The organism is Streptomyces sp. NRRL S-1813, from assembly GCF_000719605.1.
GTDB lineage: Bacteria > Actinomycetota > Actinomycetes > Streptomycetales > Streptomycetaceae > Streptomyces > Streptomyces decoyicus.
Window position 1 is genome coordinate 12284 of sequence record NZ_JOHB01000036.1, and the last position, 22730, is coordinate 35013.

17 protein-coding genes are annotated in these 22730 nt (G+C 68.2%); 6 read left to right on the forward strand and 11 right to left on the reverse strand.

Translation table 11 applies throughout. From position 1 onward, the window contains the following. The first annotated feature begins 225 nt into the window (after positions 1 to 225). Positions 226 to 4182, forward strand: a complete 3957-nt coding sequence (locus tag IF67_RS0132935) for a type VII secretion protein EccC (protein WP_030991945.1) — start codon at positions 226 to 228, stop codon at positions 4180 to 4182. A gap of 151 nt (positions 4183 to 4333) precedes the next feature. On the opposite strand, the gene IF67_RS0132940 is transcribed toward IF67_RS0132935, so the two are convergent. Beyond that, positions 4334 to 5113: a WXG100 family type VII secretion target gene (locus tag IF67_RS0132940; protein WP_030991947.1), complete on the reverse strand. Its 780-nt coding sequence runs from the start codon at positions 5111 to 5113 to the stop codon at positions 4334 to 4336. Further along, positions 5110 to 5418: a hypothetical protein gene (locus tag IF67_RS0132945; RefSeq protein ID WP_030991948.1), complete on the reverse strand. Its 309-nt coding sequence runs from the start codon at positions 5416 to 5418 to the stop codon at positions 5110 to 5112. The genes IF67_RS0132940 and IF67_RS0132945 overlap by 4 nt, the downstream gene beginning before the upstream one ends. A 238-nt stretch (positions 5419 to 5656) precedes the next feature. Here IF67_RS0132945 and IF67_RS0132950 point away from each other — a divergent pair, with 238 nt between their 5' ends. From IF67_RS0132950 to IF67_RS0132960, 3 genes are all read left to right on the forward strand, one after another. Then, on the forward strand, positions 5657 to 6064 hold the full coding sequence (locus tag IF67_RS0132950) for a hypothetical protein (RefSeq protein WP_030991949.1): 408 nt from the start codon (positions 5657 to 5659) through the stop codon (positions 6062 to 6064). A gap of 396 nt (positions 6065 to 6460) precedes the next feature. Beyond that, complete coding sequence (locus IF67_RS0132955) at positions 6461 to 8656, forward strand: ATP-binding protein (protein WP_234341493.1); 2196 nt, start codon at positions 6461 to 6463, stop codon at positions 8654 to 8656. After that, positions 8653 to 9984, forward strand: a complete 1332-nt coding sequence (locus IF67_RS0132960) for an SUKH-4 family immunity protein (protein ID WP_030991952.1) — start codon at positions 8653 to 8655, stop codon at positions 9982 to 9984. Before IF67_RS0132955 ends, IF67_RS0132960 begins: the two co-directional genes overlap by 4 nt. A gap of 182 nt (positions 9985 to 10166) precedes the next feature. Here IF67_RS0132960 and IF67_RS0132965 read toward each other — a convergent pair whose 3' ends face one another. Then, positions 10167 to 10466 carry a hypothetical protein gene (locus IF67_RS0132965; RefSeq protein ID WP_030991954.1) on the reverse strand — a complete coding sequence of 100 codons (300 nt, stop codon included), beginning with the start codon at positions 10464 to 10466 and terminating at the stop codon, positions 10167 to 10169. A 597-nt stretch (positions 10467 to 11063) separates the two neighbouring features. On the opposite strand from IF67_RS0132965, the gene IF67_RS0132970 reads away from it, so the two are divergent. Together IF67_RS0132970 and IF67_RS0132975 are read left to right on the forward strand one after the other, a co-directional pair. Then, a complete protein-coding gene (locus IF67_RS0132970) occupies positions 11064 to 11393 on the forward strand; it encodes a WXG100 family type VII secretion target (RefSeq protein ID WP_030080342.1) in 330 nt (109 codons plus the stop codon). A 233-nt stretch (positions 11394 to 11626) separates the two neighbouring features. After that, a complete protein-coding gene (locus IF67_RS0132975; RefSeq protein ID WP_234341495.1) occupies positions 11627 to 12619 on the forward strand; it encodes a PE-PGRS family protein in 993 nt (330 codons plus the stop codon). Positions 12620 to 12919: 300 nt separating this feature from the next. On the opposite strand, the gene IF67_RS0132980 is transcribed toward IF67_RS0132975, so the two are convergent. From IF67_RS0132980 to IF67_RS0133025, 8 genes are all read right to left on the reverse strand, one after another. After that, a complete protein-coding gene (locus IF67_RS0132980; RefSeq protein ID WP_158713200.1) occupies positions 12920 to 14638 on the reverse strand; it encodes a PQQ-binding-like beta-propeller repeat protein in 1719 nt (572 codons plus the stop codon). Further along, entirely contained in the window at positions 14635 to 16047 is a 1413-nt protein-coding gene (locus tag IF67_RS44000; RefSeq protein ID WP_158713201.1) for a hypothetical protein, read from the reverse strand. Before IF67_RS44000 ends, IF67_RS0132980 begins: the two co-directional genes overlap by 4 nt. A 924-nt stretch (positions 16048 to 16971) precedes the next feature. Further along, positions 16972 to 18333: a S8 family serine peptidase gene (locus IF67_RS0132990; RefSeq protein WP_030991961.1), complete on the reverse strand. Its 1362-nt coding sequence runs from the start codon at positions 18331 to 18333 to the stop codon at positions 16972 to 16974. 98 nt (positions 18334 to 18431) lie between these two features. Continuing rightward, complete coding sequence (locus tag IF67_RS44005) at positions 18432 to 20093, reverse strand: hypothetical protein (RefSeq protein WP_158713202.1); 1662 nt, start codon at positions 20091 to 20093, stop codon at positions 18432 to 18434. A 62-nt stretch (positions 20094 to 20155) separates the two neighbouring features. Further along, on the reverse strand, positions 20156 to 20470 hold the full coding sequence (locus tag IF67_RS0133010) for a hypothetical protein (RefSeq protein WP_030991966.1): 315 nt from the start codon (positions 20468 to 20470) through the stop codon (positions 20156 to 20158). A gap of 2 nt (positions 20471 to 20472) precedes the next feature. Beyond that, entirely contained in the window at positions 20473 to 21735 is a 1263-nt protein-coding gene (mycP, locus tag IF67_RS0133015) for a type VII secretion-associated serine protease mycosin (RefSeq protein ID WP_030991967.1), read from the reverse strand. 219 nt (positions 21736 to 21954) lie between these two features. Next, positions 21955 to 22248, reverse strand: coding sequence for a WXG100 family type VII secretion target (locus IF67_RS0133020; protein WP_030991969.1), 294 nt, complete (start codon positions 22246 to 22248; stop codon positions 21955 to 21957). A 121-nt stretch (positions 22249 to 22369) separates the two neighbouring features. Beyond that, positions 22370 to 22693: a WXG100 family type VII secretion target gene (locus tag IF67_RS0133025; RefSeq protein WP_006602761.1), complete on the reverse strand. Its 324-nt coding sequence runs from the start codon at positions 22691 to 22693 to the stop codon at positions 22370 to 22372. Between the last annotated feature and the right edge of the window lie 37 nt (positions 22694 to 22730).

Sequence of the window (22730 nt, forward strand, 5' to 3'; positions counted from 1 at the left end):
TGTCGCGTCGCGCGCCCTATATATAGAGCCGTCACTTCAGGACGTGGGCACGCTCGCGAGGCGTCAGCGTACCGTCCAATTCAGCGACTGCCCCACCCACCCCGAGACTTGACGTTTAACAGTAGGATCAACGCCTGGTTCGGGCCAAGCACTTGGTCCGGGGGGACCGTCGAATCCAACGGGGGCGGTCCGAGACTGCGAGATGCATGAAGGACTGATGCCTCGGTGAGCGTTGTCATCGTCAAGCGCCCGCCCCGCGCGCTGCCACCCGAAGTCCCCTCGGAGGAGGTGACACTCGAGGCACCTCCGGAGCTTCCGCGTGAAGGCGAATCAGAGAACATGCTGATGACCCTTATGCCCATGATGGGCATGGCGTCCTCGGCGGGATTCTTGTTCATGGGCAATCAGCCGTTCATGAAAATCATGGGCGGCTTTATGGTGGCGTCCACTCTGGCAATGGCGATCGTGCAGATCGTCAAGGCCCGCCAAGGGCCTTCCGGGCAAATGCTCCAAGAGCGCCAGGATTACCTCAAGTACCTTACGCAGAAGCGAAAAGAGGTACGGCGGACCGCGCGCAAGCAGCGCGACGCGCAGTTGTTCACCCACCCCGACCCGAGCCAGTTGTGGTCGATCGTGGCCGAGGGCAAACGCGTATGGGAACGCCGGACGACCGATCCGGACTTCGGGCAGGTACGGCTGGGGCTCGGCCCGCAGCAGCTGGCCACTCCCCTGCGGGCTCCGGAGACCGCTCCGGTCGACGAGCTGGAGCCGCTCACCGCGCATGCGATGAAGGAGTTCCTCGACAAGCACGGGCAGTTGGACGATCTGCCGCTCGCGGTCTCGCTGCGCGCCTTCTACCACCTGACCGTCTCGGGTGACCCGGACACGGTCTACGGCGCCTCGCGCGCCATCATCGCCCAGCTGTGCACGATGCACTCGCCCGAGGACCTGGTGGTGGCGGTCGTCGCCGCGCCGGGTGCGCAGGCGGAGTGGGAGTGGACCAAGTGGCTGCCGCAGGTGCAGGACAAGACCACGGACGGCGCGGGTACCCGCCGGCTGGTCGTCGGCGACCTCGGTGAGATCGAGGAGCTGCTGGCGGACGAGCTGGAGGGCCGTGGGCGGTTCAACCCGCAGGGCACTCCGGTGACCGACGCCCCGCATGTGGTGATCGTGCTGGACGGCGGCGAGGTCCCGATGGACTCGGTGATCGCCGGGGCCGAGGGCCTCCAGGGCGTCACCATCCTGGAGGTCGTACCGGGCGACCTGGACGAGATCCGGGGCGGTCTGGCCGTGCAGGTGTGGCCGGGCAAGCTGGTGCTGGAGTCGGCCAGCGGCGCGGTCTACCACGGTGTCTGCGACACGCTGTCGATCCCCGAGTCGGAGTCGCTGGCACGTCAGCTGGCCCCGCTGCGGGCGGGCTCCGGCGCCGACGGCGAGGAGCCGCTGCTGTCGAACCTGGACTTCACCGATCTGCTGAACCTCGGTGACGCCGGGTCCGTCGATGTGGCGCGTACGTGGCGGCCGCGCACGCTCCACGAGCGGCTGCGGGTGCCGATCGGTGTCGACAAGGACGGCCAGCCCGTCATGCTCGACATCAAGGAGGCCTCGCAGGAGGGCATGGGCCCGCACGGCCTGTGTGTCGGTGCGACCGGTTCCGGTAAGTCCGAGGTGCTGCGCACCCTGGTGCTGGCGCTCGCGGTCACCCACTCCTCGGAGACCCTCAACTTCATCCTTGCGGACTTCAAGGGTGGCGCCACCTTCACCGGTATGTCGGAGATGCCGCACGTCGCGGCCGTCATCACCAACCTCGGTGAGGACGTCACCCTCATCGACCGCATGCGCGACTCCATCACCGGTGAACTCCAGCGCCGTCAGGAGCTGCTGCGCTCGGCGGGCAACTACGCCAACATCACCGACTACGAGAAGGCGCGTGCCGCGGGTGCCCCGCTGGACCCGCTGCCGTCGCTGGTGATGGTGCTCGACGAGTTCTCCGAGCTGCTGACCGCCAAGCCCGACTTCATCGACATGTTCATCCAGATCGGCCGTATCGGCCGGTCGATGGGTGTGCACATGCTGCTCGCCTCGCAGCGCCTGGAAGAGGGCAAGCTGCGCGGTCTGGACACCTTCCTGTCCTACCGGCTGGGTCTGCGGACCTTCTCCGCGGCCGAGTCGCGGACCGCGATCGGTGTGCCGGACGCCTACCACCTGCCCAACGTCCCGGGTTCCGGCATCCTCAAGTACGACACCGAGACGATGGTCCAGTTCAAGGCCGCGTATGTCTCGGGCCCGTACCGCGGTCCCGGCGCCGGCGGCGGTCCCGGCGGCAGCCGGACGAACCGGCTGCCGGTGCCGTTCACGGCGGCCCCGGTCGTCGAGCAGATCATCGAGGACCCGACGCCGGTCGTGCAGGCCGAGCCGGAGCAGGACGACGCGCTCGCCGACACCGTGCTCGACGTCATCGTCCAGCGCATGCAGGGCCAGGGCCCGCCGGCGCACCAGGTGTGGCTGCCGCCGCTGGACGAGCCGCCCACGGTCAACCAGCTGCTGCCGACGCTCGCGGTCACGCCCGAACGGGGTGTGCACGCACCGGAGTACACCGCGCTCGGCAAGCTCGTGGTGCCGGTCGCGCTGGTGGACAAGCCGTTCGAGCAGCGGCGTGACGTGATGTACCTGGACTTCTCCGCCGGTGCCGGTCACGGTCTGGTCGTGGGTGGTCCGCAGTCCGGCAAGTCCACGCTCATCCGGTCCGCCATCGCCGCGTTCGCACTCACCCACACGCCGTCCGAGGTGCAGTTCTACTGCCTCGACTTCGGTGGCGGCGGCATGCTCGCCATGGAGGGCCTGCCGCACGTCGGTGGTGTCGCCTCGCGTCTGGACGCCGAGAAGGTGCGCCGTACGGTCGCCGAGGTCGTCGGCATCCTCAACGAGCGCGAGGAGTTCTTCCGCTCCAACAACATCGACTCGATCGGGACCTACCGCCAGCGGCGGGCCGCGGGCGCCTTCCCCGACCAGAAGTGGGGCGACGTCTTCCTGGTCATCGACGGCTGGGGAACCTTCAAGACCGACTACGAGCAGCTCGACCCGGTGATCCTGGACATCGCCGGCCGGGGTCTCGGTTTCGGTGTCCACCTCATCCTCGCGGGTTCGCGCTACACCGAGGTTCGGCCCGCGCTGCGTGACCAGCTCCTCAACCGCGTCGAGCTGCGCCTGGGCGACCCGATGGAGTCGGAGTTCGACCGCAAGCGCGCGGAGAACGTCCCGATGGGCAAGCCGGGGCGCGGTATGTCCCCCGAGAAGCTCGACTTCCTGGCGGCGCTGCCGCGCCTGGACGGGATGGCCGACCCGGAGACGCTCAGCGAGGGCATGGCGAACCTGGTGGAGACGGTCAGCGAGCACTGGCAGGGCGAGCCCGCCCCCAAGGTGCGGATGCTGCCGACGATGCTGTACGCCAACGAGCTGCCCAAGGGCAACGACTACCCGGAGCACGGGATCGCGATCGGTGTCGACGAGACCACGCTGTCGCCGGCGTTCATCGACTTCGAGACCGACCCGCTGCTGGTCATCTACGGCGAGAGCGAGTCCGGCAAGTCCTCGCTGCTGCGCCTGCTGACCAAGCAGATCGCCGAGCGGTACCCCTCCGACAAGGCGCTGATGGTGGTCTCCGACTACCGTCGCGCGCTGCTCGGCGAGGTCCCCGAGAGCCACCTGTACAAGTACTGCGCCGCAGGGCCGCAGTTGCAGGAGGTCATCACCGGTCTGGCCGGTTCGCTGGGCCGGCGGATGCCGGGCCCGGACGTCACGCCGGAGCAGCTGCGCAACCGCAGCTGGTACGACCTGCCGGACGCGTTCGTGATCGTGGACGACTACGACCTGGTGGCGACCAGCAGCGGCAACCCGCTCCAGCCGCTGCTGGAGTACCTGCCGTTCGCCCGTGACCTGGGTCTGCGCCTGATCATCGCGCGCAGCTCCTCGGGCGCCGGGCGCTCGTCGTTCGAGCCGGTGATGCAGCGTACGAAGGAGCTCGGCGCGCAGGGTCTGATCCTGTCCGCCGACAAGGCCGAGGGTCCGCTGATGGGCAACGTCAAGGGCCAGACCCTGACGCCCGGACGGGCGACGTTCATCACGCGCAAGCGCGGTGCGCAGCTGGTCCAGACGGGCTGGCTGCCGGCGAGCGGCCGCTGACCGGCCGCTGACCGGCCACGCGCGACAACGGCGGTGGGGCGTTCCTCCTGGGAGGGGCGCCCCACCGCCGTTTCGTCTGTGCGCCCGGTACGTCAGCGCCGGTGCCGCGGGCTGCGGGCTGCGGGCTGCGGGCTGCGGGCTGCGGGCTGCGTCAGCCGAAGGCGCCGTGCTGGGTGACGTCCGGGCCGGTCCGGCCGGGAGCCTCGCCTTCGGGCGCCGAGGTGCCCTTGGGCGGGGCATCGTGGGGCGCGGTGTCGCTCGCCGTGGCGTCGTTGGCCGTGGCGGCAGGGGCGGCGGGCTTCGCGGCCGCCCCCTTCGTCTCCTGCCCGGCCTTCGGGGTCCGCTCCTCGCCGGGGGCCGGTTCCACTTCGGCCGGCCGGCTCCGCACGCCCTTCGCGATGCCCTCGCCGCCGCGCGTCTTGGCCTCGCCGTCCCGCGCCGGTCCGAACGGGTCGGGCCCCGCCGCGGCCGTGGAGGTGTCCCACTGGTGCCGTACGGCCGGCCCCCGCGACTGGCCGCCGCCCCCGCCGCCGCGCTTGCCGAACGCGCCGCCGAGGCCGTTGGCGAGCTGGCCGAGCGCCATGAAGCCATAGGCGGTCTCGGGGCCGGACGACGACTGCGCGGGTGCGGAGTGGTTCACCGGCGGCGCCCCGTGGTGGTCCTCGCCGCCCTTGTCCTCGGCGGGCGCGGCTGCCGCGTTCTCCAGGTCGGCGGCGGCCAGTTCGAAGACCGGCAGCGACTCGTCGACGGACCGCTTGAGGCGGTGCCACTCCCCCGCGAACGCCTCGCCGGCCGGGCCGTGCCAGTTGGCCGCGGTGGCCGTGCCGACGTGCCGGTCCAGATCGCGGACGAGGCCGTCGAGGTGCTTGCCCATCTCCCGCCAGCCGGCCGCCGCTTCGTGCAGGGCCTCCGGGTTGCCTCGCTCGCTCACTGGACCCTCCGGATCATCTCGGCCAGCTCTTCCTCGGCCGTCTGCGCATTGGCGACGGTCTCCTTGATCCCCCCGCCCACCTCGGCCAGGCGCTGCTGAAGCTGGACGAGCGCATGCTCGGCCTGCTCGTACAGCTCGCGGTAGGGCCGGGCCGCCTCGTCGCTGCCGAATCCGTCCCGCAGGGCCTCGGCGTCCGCCCGCCTTCTGAATGCGGCCAGCTGCCGGCTCAGTTCTTCCGCGCGCGTCTCGAAGGTCGCACCGAGCGTGTGCAACTCCTCGGTACTGAGCCGGACTTCCTCGGACATCATTTCTCCCCGAATTGAATGACGACTGCCTGCCGGCATCGCCTCAGGTCTAGCACACCCGCAATAGGCCCGAAGCCGTCCGCGGAGCGGGTGGGCGAGGGATCGCGGAATACCGGTGGAGCAATATCCGGCAATACCGACAACCCCCGCCTTGACGCCCCGTTCACACCCGTCATTACACTCAGGACGCCGGTGCCGCACACGCGGTTGCTGTGCCATCACGTTCAAGGGGGCAGACATGAGCAATGAGCGGCAGATCCAGGATGAGGACCTGATGGACGTCGCCCAGGATCCGGAGCAGGCACACCGGCTGCGCAAGGCGCTGAAGGTCCTGGCGGACAACCCCAATGTCGGCGGCAAGCTCCAGGAAATGGCCCAGGAGGTGCTCTCCGGGCGTATCGGCATGAAGGACGCCATCGAGACACCCGGCTACATGGACGCGCTGGGCGACCGGATGAACCAGATCCGGTCGGCCGCGGAGAACCAGACCATGGCCGAGCGCGAGGAGTCCCGCGAGAAGTTCGCCGCATGGCAGAAGGAGCAGGAAGCCAAGGAGGACGAGGAGCGCGCCGAGCGCGACGGTCCGACGGGCAACATCGTGAGCACCCCGCGCCGCGGCGGCCGGGGCGGCGGACACCGGGGCTGACCGGACCACCGCGCGAGCGGTCCGCGGTGAACGGCCCGCCGCCCGGCAGTTGCCCGGCGTCCCGTCACTCTTTCCTCTCGCCGAAATCCGTTCACAAAGCCGGAGAACCGATACGGAAGAAAGCAGATCGGCCGACGGAACCCTCGGCGGATCTGCTTTCTTTCCGCACAAGGTGATCTCGAATTCTCCACATCGGGCCCCAGGGGCAACTCACTTCACGCTCGCTCCCCCCTTCCTCCCGTGCGACCGCCCGCGCACCGGCCCCGGCCTGCCTGTTCCAGTTCCGGCACAGCCGCCCCCGCGCCATGCCCCGCGCGCGGTCCGGATCATAGGATCGAGGCGGTACACGCAGAATCCACAAAGGTGGAGGCGGGATTGATGGGGGACGAGGAAGCCATGAGCGCCTCAGACGAAGGAAATGCCGCGGCGGCCGGATATGCACCGCATCCGTACGTCGGCGGGCGCACCGCCGTGCTCCGCGCACTGGCGGCCTGGCGCATGCGGTGGCCCGGTGCGCCGCGTGTCATCGTGCTCACCGGAAACCCGGGCAGCGGACGTTCACGCCTGCTCACCGGCTTCCTGATGATGTGCGATCCCGGCTACCGCAAGCAGTTGCCGCTGGACGATCTGGACCCGGCGACGGTGCCCCCGGACCTCCCGGCGCCCGCTGTTCCGAGCCCCGCGGGGCGCACCGCGGCGCAATTGCTGTGGCTCATCTCCGACCATTTCGGGCTGAACGCGGACCACACCGACGACATTTTCACCGAACTCGCCACTCGTGAAGAGCCGGTGACCCTCGTGGTCCCGGATGTCGATCAGGCCGGTCCGGTACGCGCCGCGAACGAGCCGGCCCGCGTCGTCCAGGACGTGCTCAAGCCGCTCGCCGCCACCGAAACGGTTCAGCTGCTCGCCGACGTACCGCGCGAACTGGCCGCGGAGCTGGCCGGGGCGCTGCCGCGCGGCCAGGTGCAGATCATCGATCTCGACGAGGCCGAGTGGGCCGACCCCAAGGGCCTGGTGCTGCACGCGGAGACCGCGCTCACCCCCGAGTCCGGGGCGCCGGAACTCCCCTACACCACCGACCCGTCCGCGCGCCGGGCGCTCGCCGAGGCCATCGCCGCGCGCGCGGACGGCAACCGCCTGACCGTCCAGCTCGCCGTGCAGTCGCTGCTGATGCAGCCCGAGGGCTTCGACCCGGCGGACGCCTCTCTGCTGCCCGGCAGTGTCGGCGAGGCGCTCGATCTGCATGCGCGCCGGCTGGGCGCCGATCCGCAGACCCTGCGGCTGCTGCTGGCACCGCTCGCGTTCGCCGAGGGCGAGGGGCTGCCCGTCCAGCTGTGGGGCGCGCTGGCGAACGCCGTCGCCGGACGGGACATGAGCCAGGATCTCGCCGACGGCATGCTCCTGGCCGCGCCGTTCATCCAGCCGGTCGAGGCCTCCCCGGAACAGGACGAGAACGACGAGGTCGAGGCCTCGGACGACGGCGGGGCCGGATCCGGAGCCGACGCCGGCCGTACCCTGCTGCGTCTGATGCACCCGGGGCTCGCCGAGGAGATCCGCTCCGCCCTGCCGGACACCCGGGACGCCCAGACCAGGATCGCCATGGCGCTGCTGGAAGCGGTGCCCCAGCAGGACTGGTCCAAGGCCGATCCGTACATCCGCGACCACCTGGCGGCGCACACCCTCGACGCCGGCCTGCTCCCCCAGCTCCTCACCGACCCCGGCCTGTTCGCCCATGCCGACCCGGTGACGATGCGGGCCGCCATCGAGGCCGTACCGCTCGAGCAGCTGGGCGCGCCGGCCCGTACGTATCTGCGCACCGCCCCGCTGCTCACCCGCTCGCAGGCGCCGGCCGATCTGCGGGCGGCGTTCCTGGAGTCCGCGTTCGTCGAGGACGGACTGGCGCCGTACGCGGAGGCCCTGCACACGCTCGGCCTCACCCTGCCGTGGCGCACGCTGTGGAGCGTGCCGCTGGTGGGCGTCCGCGCCGTGACGACGGGATCCCTGCCCCCGCAGGGCGGAGACGGCGCGACGGCGGACGCGGCCGGGGAAGCGGACGGCACGACGGCGGCCCAGGCCCCGGACGGGACAACGGCCGCACAGCCCGGCGGCCCGGTACCGGCGTCCGGCACCGCCGCCCCCCGCCCCGTCGCCGCCTTCATCGTCCCCGAGGGCACCCCTGGTTCCCGTACGGTGCCCCGCCCGGACGGCGACGACTCCGAGGGCGACGGCCGGGCACTGCTCCTCCACGACCTGCTGCGTCCCGAGTACGTCGACGCCGACCCGGCACAGGTGCAGCTGCCGTCCGAACAGGCGCAGGCGGCGGCTCCCTTCGGGCTCAGCCGCGGCGCCGACTATCTGCGGGTGTGGGCCCGCGCCGACCGGGAAGTGGTGGCCGCACTGCTCTCCGACACCCCGTTCACCGGCGCCGACCTCTCCCCGGACGGTGTGCTCGTCGTCGCCACCGCGCGCGGTGTGACCGCCCGGCAGATCCTCGCCACGCCTCCGCCGGCCACTCCCACCGTGCCGGCCCAGCGCACCGGCACCGCTGACTCCGACGCTTCCGACGGCCTCGAAGGAGACCACTCGTGATCACCCAGGCGCAGGCACATGCCACCGCCGCCCGCTGGCTCAACCCCGAGGGCCATCAGGGCCCGCCGCGCGAGGTGGCCATGCAGGAGTTCGACCTCGGCTGGGTGGTGTGGGCCGTACCGCCGCCCCCGGAGGTCGACCCGCGGACCGGGCAGCGGCGCCCGTCCGCCGAGGTCGGCGCCGCCTGCGGTGTCGTCGACCGGGCCTCCGGCGAGCTGACGGTGTGGCCGTCCGTACCGGTCGACGAGGTCGTGCGGATGTACCGGCAAAAGCACGGCGCCGGGTCCGGCGCGGCCCCGGCGGCACCCGCCGAGCGGCCGGTCACCGGCCCCGGCAACACCGCCGTCGCGACCTACAACGACCCGTCGACCGGCGAGGAGACCAGCCTCGCCCGGGTGTCGGGACCCGGACAGCCGCCCGCCGAGTACCAGCTCCACGACGAGCTCCGGCGGCTGGGTGTGAACCCCGCGGACGTCCGCGCGGTCCACACCGACCTGCGGTCGGCCCTGCTGCCCGGCGGCTACCCCGGCGACTTCATCCTCCGCACCTTCTCGAACGCCACGTTCTCCTGCACCGAGGGCTACGGCATGCGTCCCGAGGAGCGCACCGAGGGCATCGCCGGGCTGGTGCGGCACGTGGAGATGATGCACCAGCTCGCGGGCCGGCCGGCGCCGCCGCGACCGCACCGGCTGCCGGTGCCGCAGCAGGTCGAGCCCGCGCCGCAGATGCGGGACGTGGCGCTCGGCAAGCACCTGGTGGAGGTCCTCGGGCCGCAGGGCGTCAGCCGCCCGGACGCCGACGATCTCGCCACCACCCAGCTGCCCGAGGCCACGAGGAACACCCTGATCTGGGCCGGACTCCCGGCCGAGGTGCCGTTCTTCTTCCACGCAGACCGGTCCGACGCGCCACCTGCGGGCGGCCTGTTCACGGACGTGGCGACCTATCTGCGCGAAACCGGCACCGAAGCCCGCGAACAGACGCTGACCACCCTCGCCGGCTACGTCCGGCTCGGCACGGACGGTCTCTACACGCTCGCCGTCCAGTGCACCGCTCCGGAGCAGAACCAGAGCCTCGTCGGCACCGTCTGGGCGGTCCAGCCGTCCTCCGGCGGCGGCCGCTTCGTCAACCGCACGCTCTCCGCATACCTGCGCTCGCTCGCCCTGCTGGTCACCACCCGCCAACAGATGCAGGGCATGGACCCGTACGCGGCAGGCGCGGCGGTCGCCGCCTTCCAGGAGCAGATCGCGGCGATCGACTCGTGGGCGCTGGACGACGACGGCAACTGGTGGTCGCTGGTCATCGAGCAGATGTGGCACGGGTTGTTCTGAGGGGCCGCCGGGCCGGGTGCTTCTCGAGAGGGGGAGGGTTCCGGGAGGGGTTGCTTGGGCTTCGGGGGCGGGTTTCCGGGGCTCCCGGGGGCGGGTTCGCGAGTGCGGGGTCGGCTCCCGGGGCCGCCCTTGCTCCGCTCCCGTACGAGCCCCACGGGGCGGTGCGCCCCGCCCTCCCACTCTCAGGGCAGCAGCAGCCAGTCCGCGGCCAGTGCGGCCGCCAGGCCGATGCCCAACAACCAGGTGCCGAGCCGGGTACGCCCGTTCCGGCTGAGTTCGATCACCACACCACAGAGCACCAGCGCAGCTCCGTACACCCCGACCACCAGCACCGACGTACGCGACGCCAGGCGCACCACGAGCACCCCCGCCATCGCGGCCATCAGCACCGAGGCCAGGACGATGCGTATTCGCCGAGCCTGACGAGGCGTCAGCCCCATGGGGCTCTCGACGAGGGACTCTTCATTGCCGGGTACGTCCATGAGCGGGAATGCTACGGGACCAGTGATCGCCGGTCCGCCCCGCTCCCCCCGCAAAGCCACCACAACTCCGCCCGTGCCCCGGCTCGTTCGGCCGATCCACCCCTCGCCGGGAAACCTACGACGGTACGACCGGACACCGGAGCAACAACACCACACACCCGGTCGAATTACTCACTTCCGCACGCCCATTCCGCCATGGGTCCCTTCGTCCACGACCGTCAACATGCCACACCCACTCCTGCGAGCCATTCCCTGACGCACTCGATTGACGCCGCAGACACCCGCCATTGCTCACACAGCCACCTCCCGGCAACCAACAGAGGACGACCCTGCCCCACAATTGACCAATGCCGTACCAATATTTAACCTGCCCTTTCAGTACGTCGGCCGGGAACCCTGACGCCCCCTCCCCCCACCGGATTCACCAATGCCACAGGCAGGTCAATTCACCAAAATCCGCACGGGATTCAGTCTCAGGATTCCCACGTTCCCTCCACACATCTCGCCTTGACATGCCTGCGCTCAGATCGCCTAATGTGTGAGATCGCTAAGAACGCGACAAGTATCTGTGTGGCACACCGCATAACGGGGGCAAGGGTGGCAGGCAAGGCATTTGACGTCGATCCGGATGTGCTGCGCACGCAGGGCAACGCATTCGTCCACATCGGCAGCGATTTCTCCAAGGCGTCGAAGAAGCTTCAAGACGATCTTGAAGGCCTCGGCAGCCCCTGGGAAAACTGCGACTTCGGCGACATCTTCGAAACGATCTACACGCCCATCAGGGACGGCATGTTCGAGTCGATGGACTCCCTGGGCGAGCGCCTCGAAGGCATCGGCGACAAGCTCCAGAACATGGCCGGCTCGTACACCGAATCCGACGAGCAGGGCATCCACACCATCAGCGCGGTCGGCCGCCCGGCAATCTGACGCCCGGCCCACCGCACGTGCGGCCGGTCGTACCTCTCATACGCTCGGGCCCGCCACGCCCGTGAAGCGGCCGCCCGAAGCCTGTCAGCGGCCTCTCGGCGCCAGAAGTCCCGCCGCCACCACCCACACCCCACCCTCTTCTTCACCACCACCTTTCCACTCCGCAATCGGCTACAACTGCACGGGGGACGATCGCTGTGTCATTGACGCTGCCAAGCGAGGTAGCTTGGGTCTTGGACCTCCTCGGCTACAACTGGCCGGATGCCGACGAGGACAAGCTCCACGAATGCGCGCAGGCCTGGCGCAACTTCGCCGAGTCGGTCAATCAAGCGTCTTCCCAAGGCTCTTCGGCAGCCAATGAAGTCGTCTCCGCCAACTCCGGCGAGGCGATCGAGGGCTTTTCGAACGAATGGGGTTCCTTCTCCGGCGGCGGGGACAGCGGGGACAACTACCTCCGCGACGCCGCCGCGGCGGCTGAAGTCATCGCCCTCGCCTTCGACGCGGCCGCCATCGCCGTTCTCGCCGGCAAGATCGCCGTCATTGTCCAGCTCGTCATCCTGGCCGCCGAGATCATCGCCGCCCAGGCCGCTGCGCCCTTCACACTGGGCCTGTCCGAGATCGGCGCAGCAGGCGGCACCCAGGCGACCCGCGTGATGGTCCGCCAAATCCTCGACAAGATCAAACGCGAGGTCATGGAGGCGGCCACCAAGGCCATGGAGCACGCCACCATGGATGCCATCAAGAAGATGGCAAAGAAGGCCGTCTCCAAGGAAGCCCGCAAGATCGCGGCGGACTACGTGAAGAAGACGGTCAAGGAGACCGTCAAGGACAAGGTCATCGACCAGGCGAAGGAAATCGCCAAGGACAAGATCGTCGAAGAGGGCAAGGCAAAGGCCCAGGAGGCCGCCACGGAGATGGCCCAGAACGTTGCCCAGCAGGGCATCGAAAGCCACTTCGGCGCCCGCGACGGAATTGACTGGGGCGAAACCGCCGACATCGGCAAGGAAAAAGCCGGTGAATACGTCGACGGCATCAAGGAAGGCGCCCAGGAGTACAAGGACGGCGTCACCAGCCTGGCCGACCCCACCACCTACATCGACCACGCCAAGGAAGACCTCACCAACCGAGGCCTCGACCACGCCCAGCGCCATACCGACCGCCACACGGGCGGCGCGGCCACCCGCCACCAGGACGTAACGGACGAGGTGCGGTCGGTGTTCGGCTGAGGCGCTCACGGGAAGCGTCTCGGTACGCGCGTCAGAGGCCGCCGCTCAACAGCGGACGGCGCCCGCCACCGTGGGAAGCCGCCAGGCATCGTGCACACTCCCGTGTGCCTTGGCCCGCCATGCACGCCAGGCCTCCGCCTCAAGGGCCCGGCGAACTTCCTGCCGTGCAGGCTCCTCCTCGCTGCTCCCAAGGGAGGCGAGGCACCCGAGCGCACAACGGCGCCGCCTCACCCACCGCAGAACAAAAGGTGGGTGAGGCGGCGTCGTGCGCCTCCCGGCGCGAGAGGCGTCAGAACAGAACTACTGGCGCAGCTTGAGAGCGACCATGGCGTACGTCTTCGTCCCCACGATCATGTCTGCGGAGCCGATGGCCGTCATGTACAGCCGACCGTCCCGCCAGTAGGGCCTGGCAGAGAGATCGAGGCCCTCGTCTACCTCGGCCGGGTACTCGACCACGGTGTGGGGAGTACCGGTCTTGGGGTCGTACTCGACGAGTTCAGGGCCCTTGTCCTTGGAGTTGTTCCGCGCATAGGCGAGGATCTTGTCGCCGACCGCACCCGGCAACGGGTAGTAGTCCCTGGACTTGTCCGCCTTGGTCTTCCACAGCAATTTACCGCTGTCGAGGTCGTAGGCAGCCAGCAGCTGACCCTTGTTGCTCCCCTCTGAAGCACCCACGACAAAGGTGTTCCCGAAGACTCCGTCCTCCATCCACGGCGTCCCTTCGGGACTCTGGCTCTGCACATACTCGGCCGGAGTGTGGGGGGAGAAACGGCTGCGGAGCTTGCCCGTCTGATTGTCCAGCGCGATCAGACCCGTGTCCTCGCGCTCCGGGTACAGCACGACCGGGTCCGTGCTGATGACCTCGCCACCGTTGGACATCCCCGGGTTGTAGCGTCCCTTCTCGGGATGGAACGTGTAGGTCCACTTGGCCTTGCCCGTGGCGGGATCAATCAGGGAGACCTCGTCGTACTGCACTCCGTCCAAGGGTTTGGTGCTGCAATTGCGCACACGGATCAGGGCCTTGCCGCCGGTGTACTCACCTGCGCCCCCGCACTTGCCGGACTCCTCCGGTTCCCATGCCGGGGAACCGTCGGAGATCTTCAGGGCCTGGGTGGTTCCCCATACCTGCGCGATCACGACGTCACCCGAGCGTGCGTAGGAGGCATCCCGTGTGTCGGGGGCGCCGGAATCACCTGGCTGGAACCTGCCGTCGGAGCCAGGCTTGGCCTTGGACCTTTTCTTGAGCCCCTTGGTCCACATCTGCTTGCCGGCACCGAGGTCATACGCGACGAGGTGGTCGCAGGCGCCGGCCTCACCGTACGCGACGATGCCGATGCCGCCGGCTGACTGCGACGGCGCGGAACAGACGGTGTTGCTGTCACCCGGAAGCGGCGTCGCCCACATCCGCTTGCCCGTGGCGACGTCGTACGCCTTCACACCGTCGGGAAGGGTCTGAACGACGGTCTTGTCGGTGATCCATGTGCCCTCCACCTCCTTGGACATCTCGCCCGGGAGCCGCTTGCCCCCCTTGTAACTGGGCTGGGACCACAGCACCGCGTCGTCCGAGGAGGACCCGGCCAGCAGATACCAGGCACCGGCACCGGCACCGGACAGCACCACCAGAGCCACGACCAGCAGCACGATCAGACCGGCCTTGCCCTTCTCGGCCGGGGGCGGGGCCGGAGCGCCGTACGGGACCTGGGCCGGGTACTGTCCCTGCGCCGGGAAGGGGGCGGGCGGCGACTGCCGAAGTCCTGGAGCCGCCTGAGGGCCGGGCGCGCCACCGTACCCCGGCGCCACGCCCCCCGCGGGCGGAGGCGGAGGCTGCTGCGGAGCGCCGTACGCCGGCTGTCCGAAGGGCGCGGAACCGTGCCCTTGGGCGGGCGGTGGAGCTTGCTGCGGGAAGCCGTAACCCTGCTGCGGCTCGGCCTTCTGCCACGACACCCCTCCGGACGGAGGTGGCGCCTGGGGCTGCTGGCCTGCGGGGCCCTGGGCGCCCGGAGTGCCATCGGCTGTCATCGGACCACGCTCCTCACGTACTTGGCCCAGCCGCTCTCGAACGCGGTGCCGCTCTGCCCCACGGCCTCCTGCAATTGCTGGTCCAGCTTCTTCGGGTTCTGATAGTGGTCCACGACGAACTTCAGCGTCTTGGCCTGGCCGCCCTGCTTCTCGATGTACTTGAGGGCGAGATAGCCAAGGGCGTAGTCCATGTGGACGCTGTGTGGGTAGGAGCCGAATTCGGTGTCCGGCAGCTTGCCGTCGAACTTGGCTTTCGGGTCCGAGTAGCCCGAGCGCATCTTCTCCGCGGCGGCCCGCGGGTCGAACTGGGAAGCTACGTACTCGGCGAATCCTTCGACCACCCATGTGCGCGGGCCGCCGTCGCCCATCGTGAGGATGCTGTAGTCGCCCTTGTCCAGCGCCTGCGTGATGGAGTGCGCCATCTCGTGGTGAGAGATCGCCTTCACCCCGCCCGGCCAGTCCTTGGTGGTGAAGTAGTTCGAGGTGGCGTCCATCTTGATCCGGGCGCCGCCGAACTGCGGCTTGTCACGCACATCCTCGTAGGCCTCGGAGAACGCCGGCATTCCCACGCTCATCCCCGCGTCCCAACCGGGGTCTTTATCCGCACTCGCGTACATCGTCGCGTATGTCTTCCGGTTGGGCTCCACATTGACGAAGAACGCCGTGGGAGTCGACGCACCGGACGGCGCGTTCGCGCTCCAGAAGGAGAGGTCGTCCGCAGCCGCCTTCTCGATGTGCGGGGCATAGCGGCCGGCCTGCGCCGCGTTCTTCTTGTCGGCGACAATCACCGTGTGTGCCTGCCGCTTGACGTACATGTCGTCGTAGACGTCCCAGGGGGCGGGGTAGTAGACGAACCCCTTCGCCCCGTAGGCGGACGGTGATCCGCCCACCTTCGTGATGGACGGCTTCTCGCCCTTCGACGCCCGCTTGACGACCCACCGGTACCACTCGGCGACCGGCTGGACATCGACATTCTCGATCTTGTGGACGAACGCCACGTCGAGCGCGACGGTCGCGCCGTCACCGTAGTCACTGCTGCCCGAACCGGTCTGCCTCAGAACGCGGTAATCAGCCTGCGCAAAGGGCACCTTGCGCAGGTTCTCGTAGATCTTCTTCTGATGGACCCTCGCCGCACCCGAGAACGGCGAGAGGAAGGCATCCTCGTCCCCGTTCTTGAGTGCCTGGGTCCGCCCTCGCAGCAGGCTGGAGATGTCGGACTCGCTGAGCAGCTTCTCCTGCGACCCGTCTCCGCCGGCGGCTTCCGGCAGTTCATTGCCACCGATGCCCTTGGAGATCGCCACCCCGCCGATCCCCAAGAGCGCCAGCACGGCCAGCACGACGACACCGATGACCACCCGCTTGAGCCCCTTGTTCTCACCACCGGGCGGCGGGGGCGGAGGCGGTGACACAGGGCCACCGGCCTGCTGGGGCCAGGCCTGTGCCACATACGGCGAGCCCTGAGGGACCGGGCCCTGTCCCCCAGATGCATAGGGAGGCGAGGGTACGTGGCCTGGGGCTGCGGGCGGTGCGCCGGCGGACTGGGAAGGTGGACTCGCCTGTCCGTACGCATGGCTGCCGCCCGGCCCTCCAGGCTGCGGAGGGTACGACATATGTTTCCTTTCGGACACGGAATGATGGCGCGGCGCCGCACTGCTACGCACGCGGGCAGAGGTGGAGTGGGCCTCAGGCAAAGCTCCCGAAAGGGCCGGGAGCACAATGGAGATGATGGCCGGTCGATGCCGACGCACGTGATCCGCGCCGCACCCAGATACCGCTGACAACACCCCGTTGGCCAAGGCGCGAAGAAGGCAAGCCTTGACCACTCCCCCGTTACTGCTGACGCGTACTCTACAAGCGCGGCTACCACTCATCGGCGACAGGTCCGACGTTGTCCGATAAACGCGCCTTAGACGCGAACGACTAAGTGGCGTTTGCGAATTCTCGCCCGGTTATGTGCAGCACCCGGGGGGCCTTACATCCCGACGACGCAGCTGAGCGACGAACGCCCGTAACGCAACCAAGCTCTGGGGGTATGCGAAGGCCCCCGCCAGGGTCCAACACTGGTGGGGGCCGTCAAGCGCATATCACATGCCTGCGGCATAGCTGTGGGCCAGGAAAGATCCCTGTGGCGCCACGAATTCAGCCGAATCAAACACTTGGGTCCGCAGCCTGATGGCTGCGGACCCAAGGAGACTATGGCGATTGGCGCCGACGAGCTACGCGCCATCCTCAACCATCAGGAATCGGAACGTTCTGTCTGAGACAGTCCAGTCGAAAACTGACTGGTTCACGTACTCAATTCCGGCTGAGGCACGATTTTTTGCAGCAGGCCGTCACTGGCCCGGGGGCTGGGTGGGCGGCGCGGGCGGAAACGCACCCGGAGCGCTGGGCTGCTGCTGATACGGCCCGGGCTGCTGGTACGGGCCCGGCTGCTGGTACGGACCCTGCTGCTGCGGCGGGAACCCAGGACCGCCGGGGCCGCCAAAGCCACCAGGACCACCGGGGGGCGGGCCGTTGCGGCCGTTCTTCTTCTGCCGGACCACGACGATGACGATGATCGCGACAACGGCCAGGACACCGACCCCGATGCCCACGATGGCACCCGTGCCGAGTCCGTCGTTCTGCTCGCCGGCCTGGTCACCACCGGTGCCCGATGCACCGGGAGCGGACGCCCCACCAGCGGCCGGAGCCGACTCGGCCTTAGGGGTCTTCAGCGGGCCGTTCTTGGAGCCGGCCGGGATGTTCTGCGTCAGCGCGCGCAAGGGCCGGATGAAGCCGTAGCCGTAGTGCGGGTCCGGAAGCTTCATGCCTTCCTGCCCGGGCGGCAGACCAGCGGTCTTCACGAGCCGATTCGCAACTTGACCGGCGGTGAGGTTGGGGAACTTGGCACGGAGGAGGGCTGCGGCTCCCGAGACGTACGCTGCCGAGTCAGAGGTGCCACTTGCCAACCGATACGGCTTGGATGCCGCCGCAGATCGGATGTGGGTGCCAGGTGCCGCGAGCATCGTCTGCGAACCAGAATTTGACTCGTCCCACACCTGGCCAGCTTTGTCCACTGCACCAACAGCGACTACCCCCGGGTAGGCAGGCAACTCGCCAAGGCGCCCACGACTTTCGTTACCTGTGGCAACAGAAAGGAAAACATCCTTCTTGATTGCATAAGAAAGAGCCTTCTTTTCTTCCTCCGTCAGCACGGAAAAGTCAACCGACATGTTGATGACAGATGCGCCGTGATCAACAGAATACTTCAGCGCCTCAGCCAGGCTATCCTCATCCTGCGCGGATACGTCATCTTCGCCAGGGATTGCTACCGGCAAGATCTTGGCCTCTGGAGCCAGGCCCTTCACTCCTTGCGAATTACCGGAACCGTGCCCATGGCCGGCAATAATCGAGGCCATTGACGTACCGTGATCATTCGCGCCTTCTTGATTAGCAGCCCCGCCTTGACTCACGTCTTTTCCTGGCAGGACGTTTCCCTTCAGATCAGGGTGGCTGCCGTTAACGGCATCATCGATCACTGCGACCGTGACGCCCTTGCCTGTCGAGACCTTCCACACATTTTCGGCGTCAAACGACTTCAACGGCCATTGATCATCTCTGATCTGGTCCGCAGAAGCAGCCGAAGCGGAGCCGAAGAGCAGTGCTCCCGCCACCACCGCGCCGCCAACTGCACGCAGCGTCCGCGTAAAGCTCATGCCGTTACACCTCTCCCTAACAGGGGGCGGGCCCGCAGTCCGGGGACTGCGGGCCCCACTTCGATTCCGCTGTGCGTCGGAACTAGCCCGACAAGGTTCTACTCGATGACCTTGGGCGCCACGTTACGCTCCGGCGTCCAGGTCTCCTCATCTTCTACCAGGTAGTCCGGACGCTGTCCGTTCTCGCCGCCCTTGTCCTTGCCCTTGGCGCCGTGAGCACCATGCGCTCCGGCCATCCCCGCCGGACGGCGACCGCCTGTCGCACCCTGCTGCGTACCGCCACGGCTGCGGTGCAGACCGGATCCTCCCTGCCCTGCGGCTCCGGCCTTGCCGCCCTTGCCGCCGACGAGGCCGCCCTTCTGCCGCGCCATCGCGCCGCCCTTGCCGCCGGCGCCCTTGGCACCAGCGCCCTTGGCTCCGCCACCAGCGGCACCGCCCATCCCGGGCATACCGGCACGGCCGCCCCGTGCGCCTCCTCCAGCCCCGGCGCCACCGGTACGAGCTCCGGCGCCGGCGCCTCCGACCATGCCTGGCATGCCGGCGCCGCCCATACCCGGACCTGAGCCTGCGCCACCGCTGCCGGAGCCTGCGCCGAGACCGCCAGTGCCCACGCCTCCGCCGACACCGCCACCGATTCCCCCAGCACCTGTGCCACCGCCGGGCCCAAGACCGCTGCCTCCTGAGAGGCCGTCAAGGCCGGTTCCAATGTGGGGTGCAGGCGTCTTCGGGATGCTGCCGACGCCGCCGTCGATGCCGTGCGGCCGAGGCGCTTCCATCGGCTGCGGGGTCGTATATCCACCACCCTTGACACCGGGAATGTTCGGTGTCGTGCCACCCTTCGGGCCGGACGGAGCCGGGCCATACGGGCCAATTGGGGGGATGGGGCCGCCACCGTCGTAGTCAGGAACTTCGTCGCCGTTGTCCTCACGGCCACCACGCCCAGTACGCCCACCAGGCTTCCCAAGGGCCCTAGCGCCCGCCCGATAGGTCGTAGCCAGCTGCTCCATGTAGTGAGCAGCCTGGAGCTCACGCTCCCGGTCGATCGACAGGCTTCCACGGTTCTTGTTGACGGCATCGAAGATGCTCATCTTCGGATTGGCGAGGTCAGCATTCAGCTGGGTGTCATCCCGGCCGTCGCCCCCGGTCATCCCACCGATCAGGCCGCCGACCAGGGCGCCCCCTCCACCCGGCATGATGGTATTCCCGATGGCTGCACCCTTACCGGCCCCAGAACTCAATCCGTCGGCAGCCCGGTCCTTGATGCGATCCAGCTCACTGGGCTCTTCAACGTCCGCGACCGCCTTCTTGACGTCCGCCAGATGCTCGCTGATCTGGTGAAGGACATAGCCGGTGTTGTGCGGGTAGGCAGCAAGCTTCGCGAAGTTGTTGCTGATCTTCTGCGCCGCAGTCGCGAACTGTTCCGCGGAGTGTCCGTGCCAGGTCTCCAGGACCTTGGTCACGGCATCATCGAATTTCTTCTTGATGCCGTCATTCCAGTCCTGGGCGTTCCAGTCGTGACCGCCGCCCACCAGCTTGATGCGAACAAGCTTCCAGCCCTCGGCGACATTGCCGACTTCGCCCGGATTGGAGCCCTCGACCATCTGCTTGACCTGGTTCAGCCTCAGCTTGGTGAACTGAGGGCGACTCTGGCCGATTTCGTAGCTTTCCTCTTGCGCCGCGCCCGAACCTGTGGGCGCCGGGTCAGCGTTCTTCGGTACGTGGACCTCGGCGGGCTTGAACTTACCGTCATTCGATGCCATCTACTGTCCCCCACTCCGTCATCGAACTTGCTCTCTCTGTCACTGCAATCCGCCCGCTGACGTCAACTCATGCTGACGGTGTTGTCGGCCTCGGCGTCCTGATACGCGCCCCGGACCTTGGACGACTTCTTCCCGAAGCGATCGACCAGGCCCTCGACCATCTCCATCAGCTGCTCGATCTCGCCCTTCATCGCGCCGTGAGCCTGGTACAGCTGGCCTTCCTCGGCGAACCCGTGCCCCAGGGTGCCCTTCGCCAGGTAGGTGCTGTTCTTGGCCGTGCTCTTCGAGTCACCCATCATCTGGAGGACGTGGTTGAGCTCCTTGACCACTTGGTCCAACGCGTCCAGATCGACGCCGTACTCGTCTTTACCACCCATGATTAAGCCTCCCCGTGTGTCTTCAAACCAGTCTTACGGCGCCAGTCCCGGATAGCGATCGAGGATCCGACGACCGCGCCGACGGCGAGAAGTCCGCCGCCGACAATGTAGATGGAAATGCGGGCACGTCGTTCCTCGGTGCTTTCGCCGATGGTGAGGACGGCCGGTTGGATGTTGGAGCCGTCAGCCGCGTTGGAGGGCTTGTCCGGCTTGGGTTCGGCAGTGGGCTCGGTGTCGTCGTTGAGGGCTGCCACCGGGTCGATGACGCCCCAGCCGATGAAGTCGTCGCGGTTCGCGCGCACGCGCTCGGCGGTCTGCTCGAGGTGCCAGATGAGCTTCTGCGGCGTCCAGGTCTTGTGCTTGGCCTTGAGGAGGGCCGCGGCTCCCGTGACATAGGGAGCGGCGAAGCTGGTGCCCTGGTCGACGCAGTTGCCGCCGTCGGGGACCGTGGAGACCATGTCGACGCCGGGAGCGGCGATCTGGACGAACTTTCCGGACTGGGAGAAGGGCGCGCGCTCGTTGTTGCGGTCCGAGGCGGCCACTGCCAGGACGTTGGGGTAGTCATCCGAGAAGGCGGCGGGGTACATGTCCTTTTCGCCGCCGTCGGCGCCGCCGTTGCCGGCGGAGGCGACCACGAGAATGTTCTTCTGCGCGGCGTTCTGGATCGCTTGCTCAAGGGTGGGCAGAAAGCGACGGTCGGCGCCGGTTCCCTGCGAGATGTTGATGATGTCGACCTTCTCAGCCACGGCCTTGTTGATGGCCTTGGCGAGGCTTTCGGCGGTGCCGGGCTTCTCTTCCGAGGTCTGCTGGAACGGGATGACGGTCGCCTTGGGCGCGATTCCGAAGAAGCCGGAGCCCTTGATAGGGCGGGCGGCAATGATTCCGGCGACCTTGGTGCCGTGGCCGACCTTGTCCTCGGTCGGCTTGCCCTTGACGAAGGTCGCGCCGCCGCTGCCGATCGCGCCCTGGAGCTGCTTGTTGCCCGCGTCGATACCGGTGTCGATGACGCCGACGCGAATTCCCTGACCCTTCATCCGGCCGTTCGCCCACAACTGATTGGTCAGGAGGCGCTGGAGCGACCAAGGGGTCTCTTCGATGTTGTCCGTGCCGAACTTGCACTCACCGCTGTTGAGCGGCACGTTCTCGTCCGCGATCGCCGGCGCGGCGGTGACGCTGGAGAGGCCGGCAATGCACGCCGCCGTAACCAGAGCGCCCGCCGCTCGGCGGCGGTGCCCGGCTCGATGACCAATGGCGCGAGATCCCACGGGTTGTCTGCTCTCCCTGTGTGACGGAATGGGCGGGGACGAGGAGTGAGGAAACGGCGGAGAAAGAGGCGATGTGGAGGAGGTGGTGGGGGAGTTACGGGGCGGTGCTGGACGGCAGAAGGGCGAGCGCACTGATGCAGCGCGCTCGCCCTCATTGACCACTGTGCGAGCCGTCGGGCTGCTCAGCCGATCGCTATCCGTGCTTGTGCCGACGCGAGGTCAGCCCGCCCAGATACCGGAGTTCTTGTGCTCGGTGGCCTGGTAGTTCTGGGCGGCCTGGTCCAGCGCCTTGGCGATGGCCTCAAGCGTCGAGTGCAGGGAGGCGGCGCGCTGGTCCCACTCGCGCTGGCGGGCCTGGTAGCCCTCCTGCGCCGCACCTTCCCAGCTGGCGGCGATCTTCTTGACACCCGACTCGAGGTCGTCGAGCTGCTGGCGGATGTTGTTGGCAGTACCGCGCACGTCGGAACTGGCCTGCGAGATCGTCGCGAAATTAACGAGGATCTGGCCTGACATGGTGTCTCCTCAGGAGTTGATGAAGCCTGGTCGATACATGCCACAGCGGGCCGACGGGGACTGCCCGGCTGGCCCGTGCTGTGGCTGCTGAGCTACGCCGCACAAGCGCGACGCGGCCCCATCATCCGAACGGGGAAGCCGAGGCGGAGACGTGCGAGATCGACTGGGCCTGCTCCTCTTCGGAGGCGGAGTAGTTCTTCGTGGTCTCGTCGATCGCTTCCTTGATCTCACCCAGAAGCTGGTTGAGACGGTTGGCGTCCTCGTTCACCTGCGACTGCAGCTGGTTGTACGAGGAGGCCGCAGCACCCTTCCACCCGGACGTGATGGTGTCGACGACCGTGTTCAGGCGCGAGATCTCGCCCTGGATCGACTGGTTGACCGAGGAGATCTTGCCGCTGAACGCGACCATCTCCTCCTCGGTGGTTGTGTACTGCTGACCAGCCATAGTCAACGTCCCCCATGAGACTCGTACGTCGTACCGC

Bases quoted from the DNA above. Each gene is read 5' to 3' on its own strand.
- IF67_RS0132990 (WP_030991961.1), bottom strand. From the start codon at position 18,333: ATGAGCTTTACGCGGACGCTGCGTGCAGTTGGCGGCGCGGTGGTGGCG.
- IF67_RS44005 (WP_158713202.1), bottom strand. From the start codon at position 20,093: ATGGCATCGAATGACGGTAAGTTCAAGCCCGCCGAGGTCCACGTACCG.
- IF67_RS0132945 (WP_030991948.1), bottom strand. From the start codon at position 5,418: ATGTCCGAGGAAGTCCGGCTCAGTACCGAGGAGTTGCACACGCTCGGT.
- IF67_RS0132955 (WP_234341493.1), top strand. From the start codon at position 6,461: ATGAGCGCCTCAGACGAAGGAAATGCCGCGGCGGCCGGATATGCACCG.
- IF67_RS0133010 (WP_030991966.1), bottom strand. From the start codon at position 20,470: ATGGGTGGTAAAGACGAGTACGGCGTCGATCTGGACGCGTTGGACCAA.
- IF67_RS0133025 (WP_006602761.1), bottom strand. From the start codon at position 22,693: ATGGCTGGTCAGCAGTACACAACCACCGAGGAGGAGATGGTCGCGTTC.
- IF67_RS0132980 (WP_158713200.1), bottom strand. From the start codon at position 14,638: ATGACAGCCGATGGCACTCCGGGCGCCCAGGGCCCCGCAGGCCAGCAG.
- IF67_RS0132965 (WP_030991954.1), bottom strand. From the start codon at position 10,466: ATGGACGTACCCGGCAATGAAGAGTCCCTCGTCGAGAGCCCCATGGGG.
- IF67_RS0133020 (WP_030991969.1), bottom strand. From the start codon at position 22,248: ATGTCAGGCCAGATCCTCGTTAATTTCGCGACGATCTCGCAGGCCAGT.
- IF67_RS0132950 (WP_030991949.1), top strand. From the start codon at position 5,657: ATGAGCAATGAGCGGCAGATCCAGGATGAGGACCTGATGGACGTCGCC.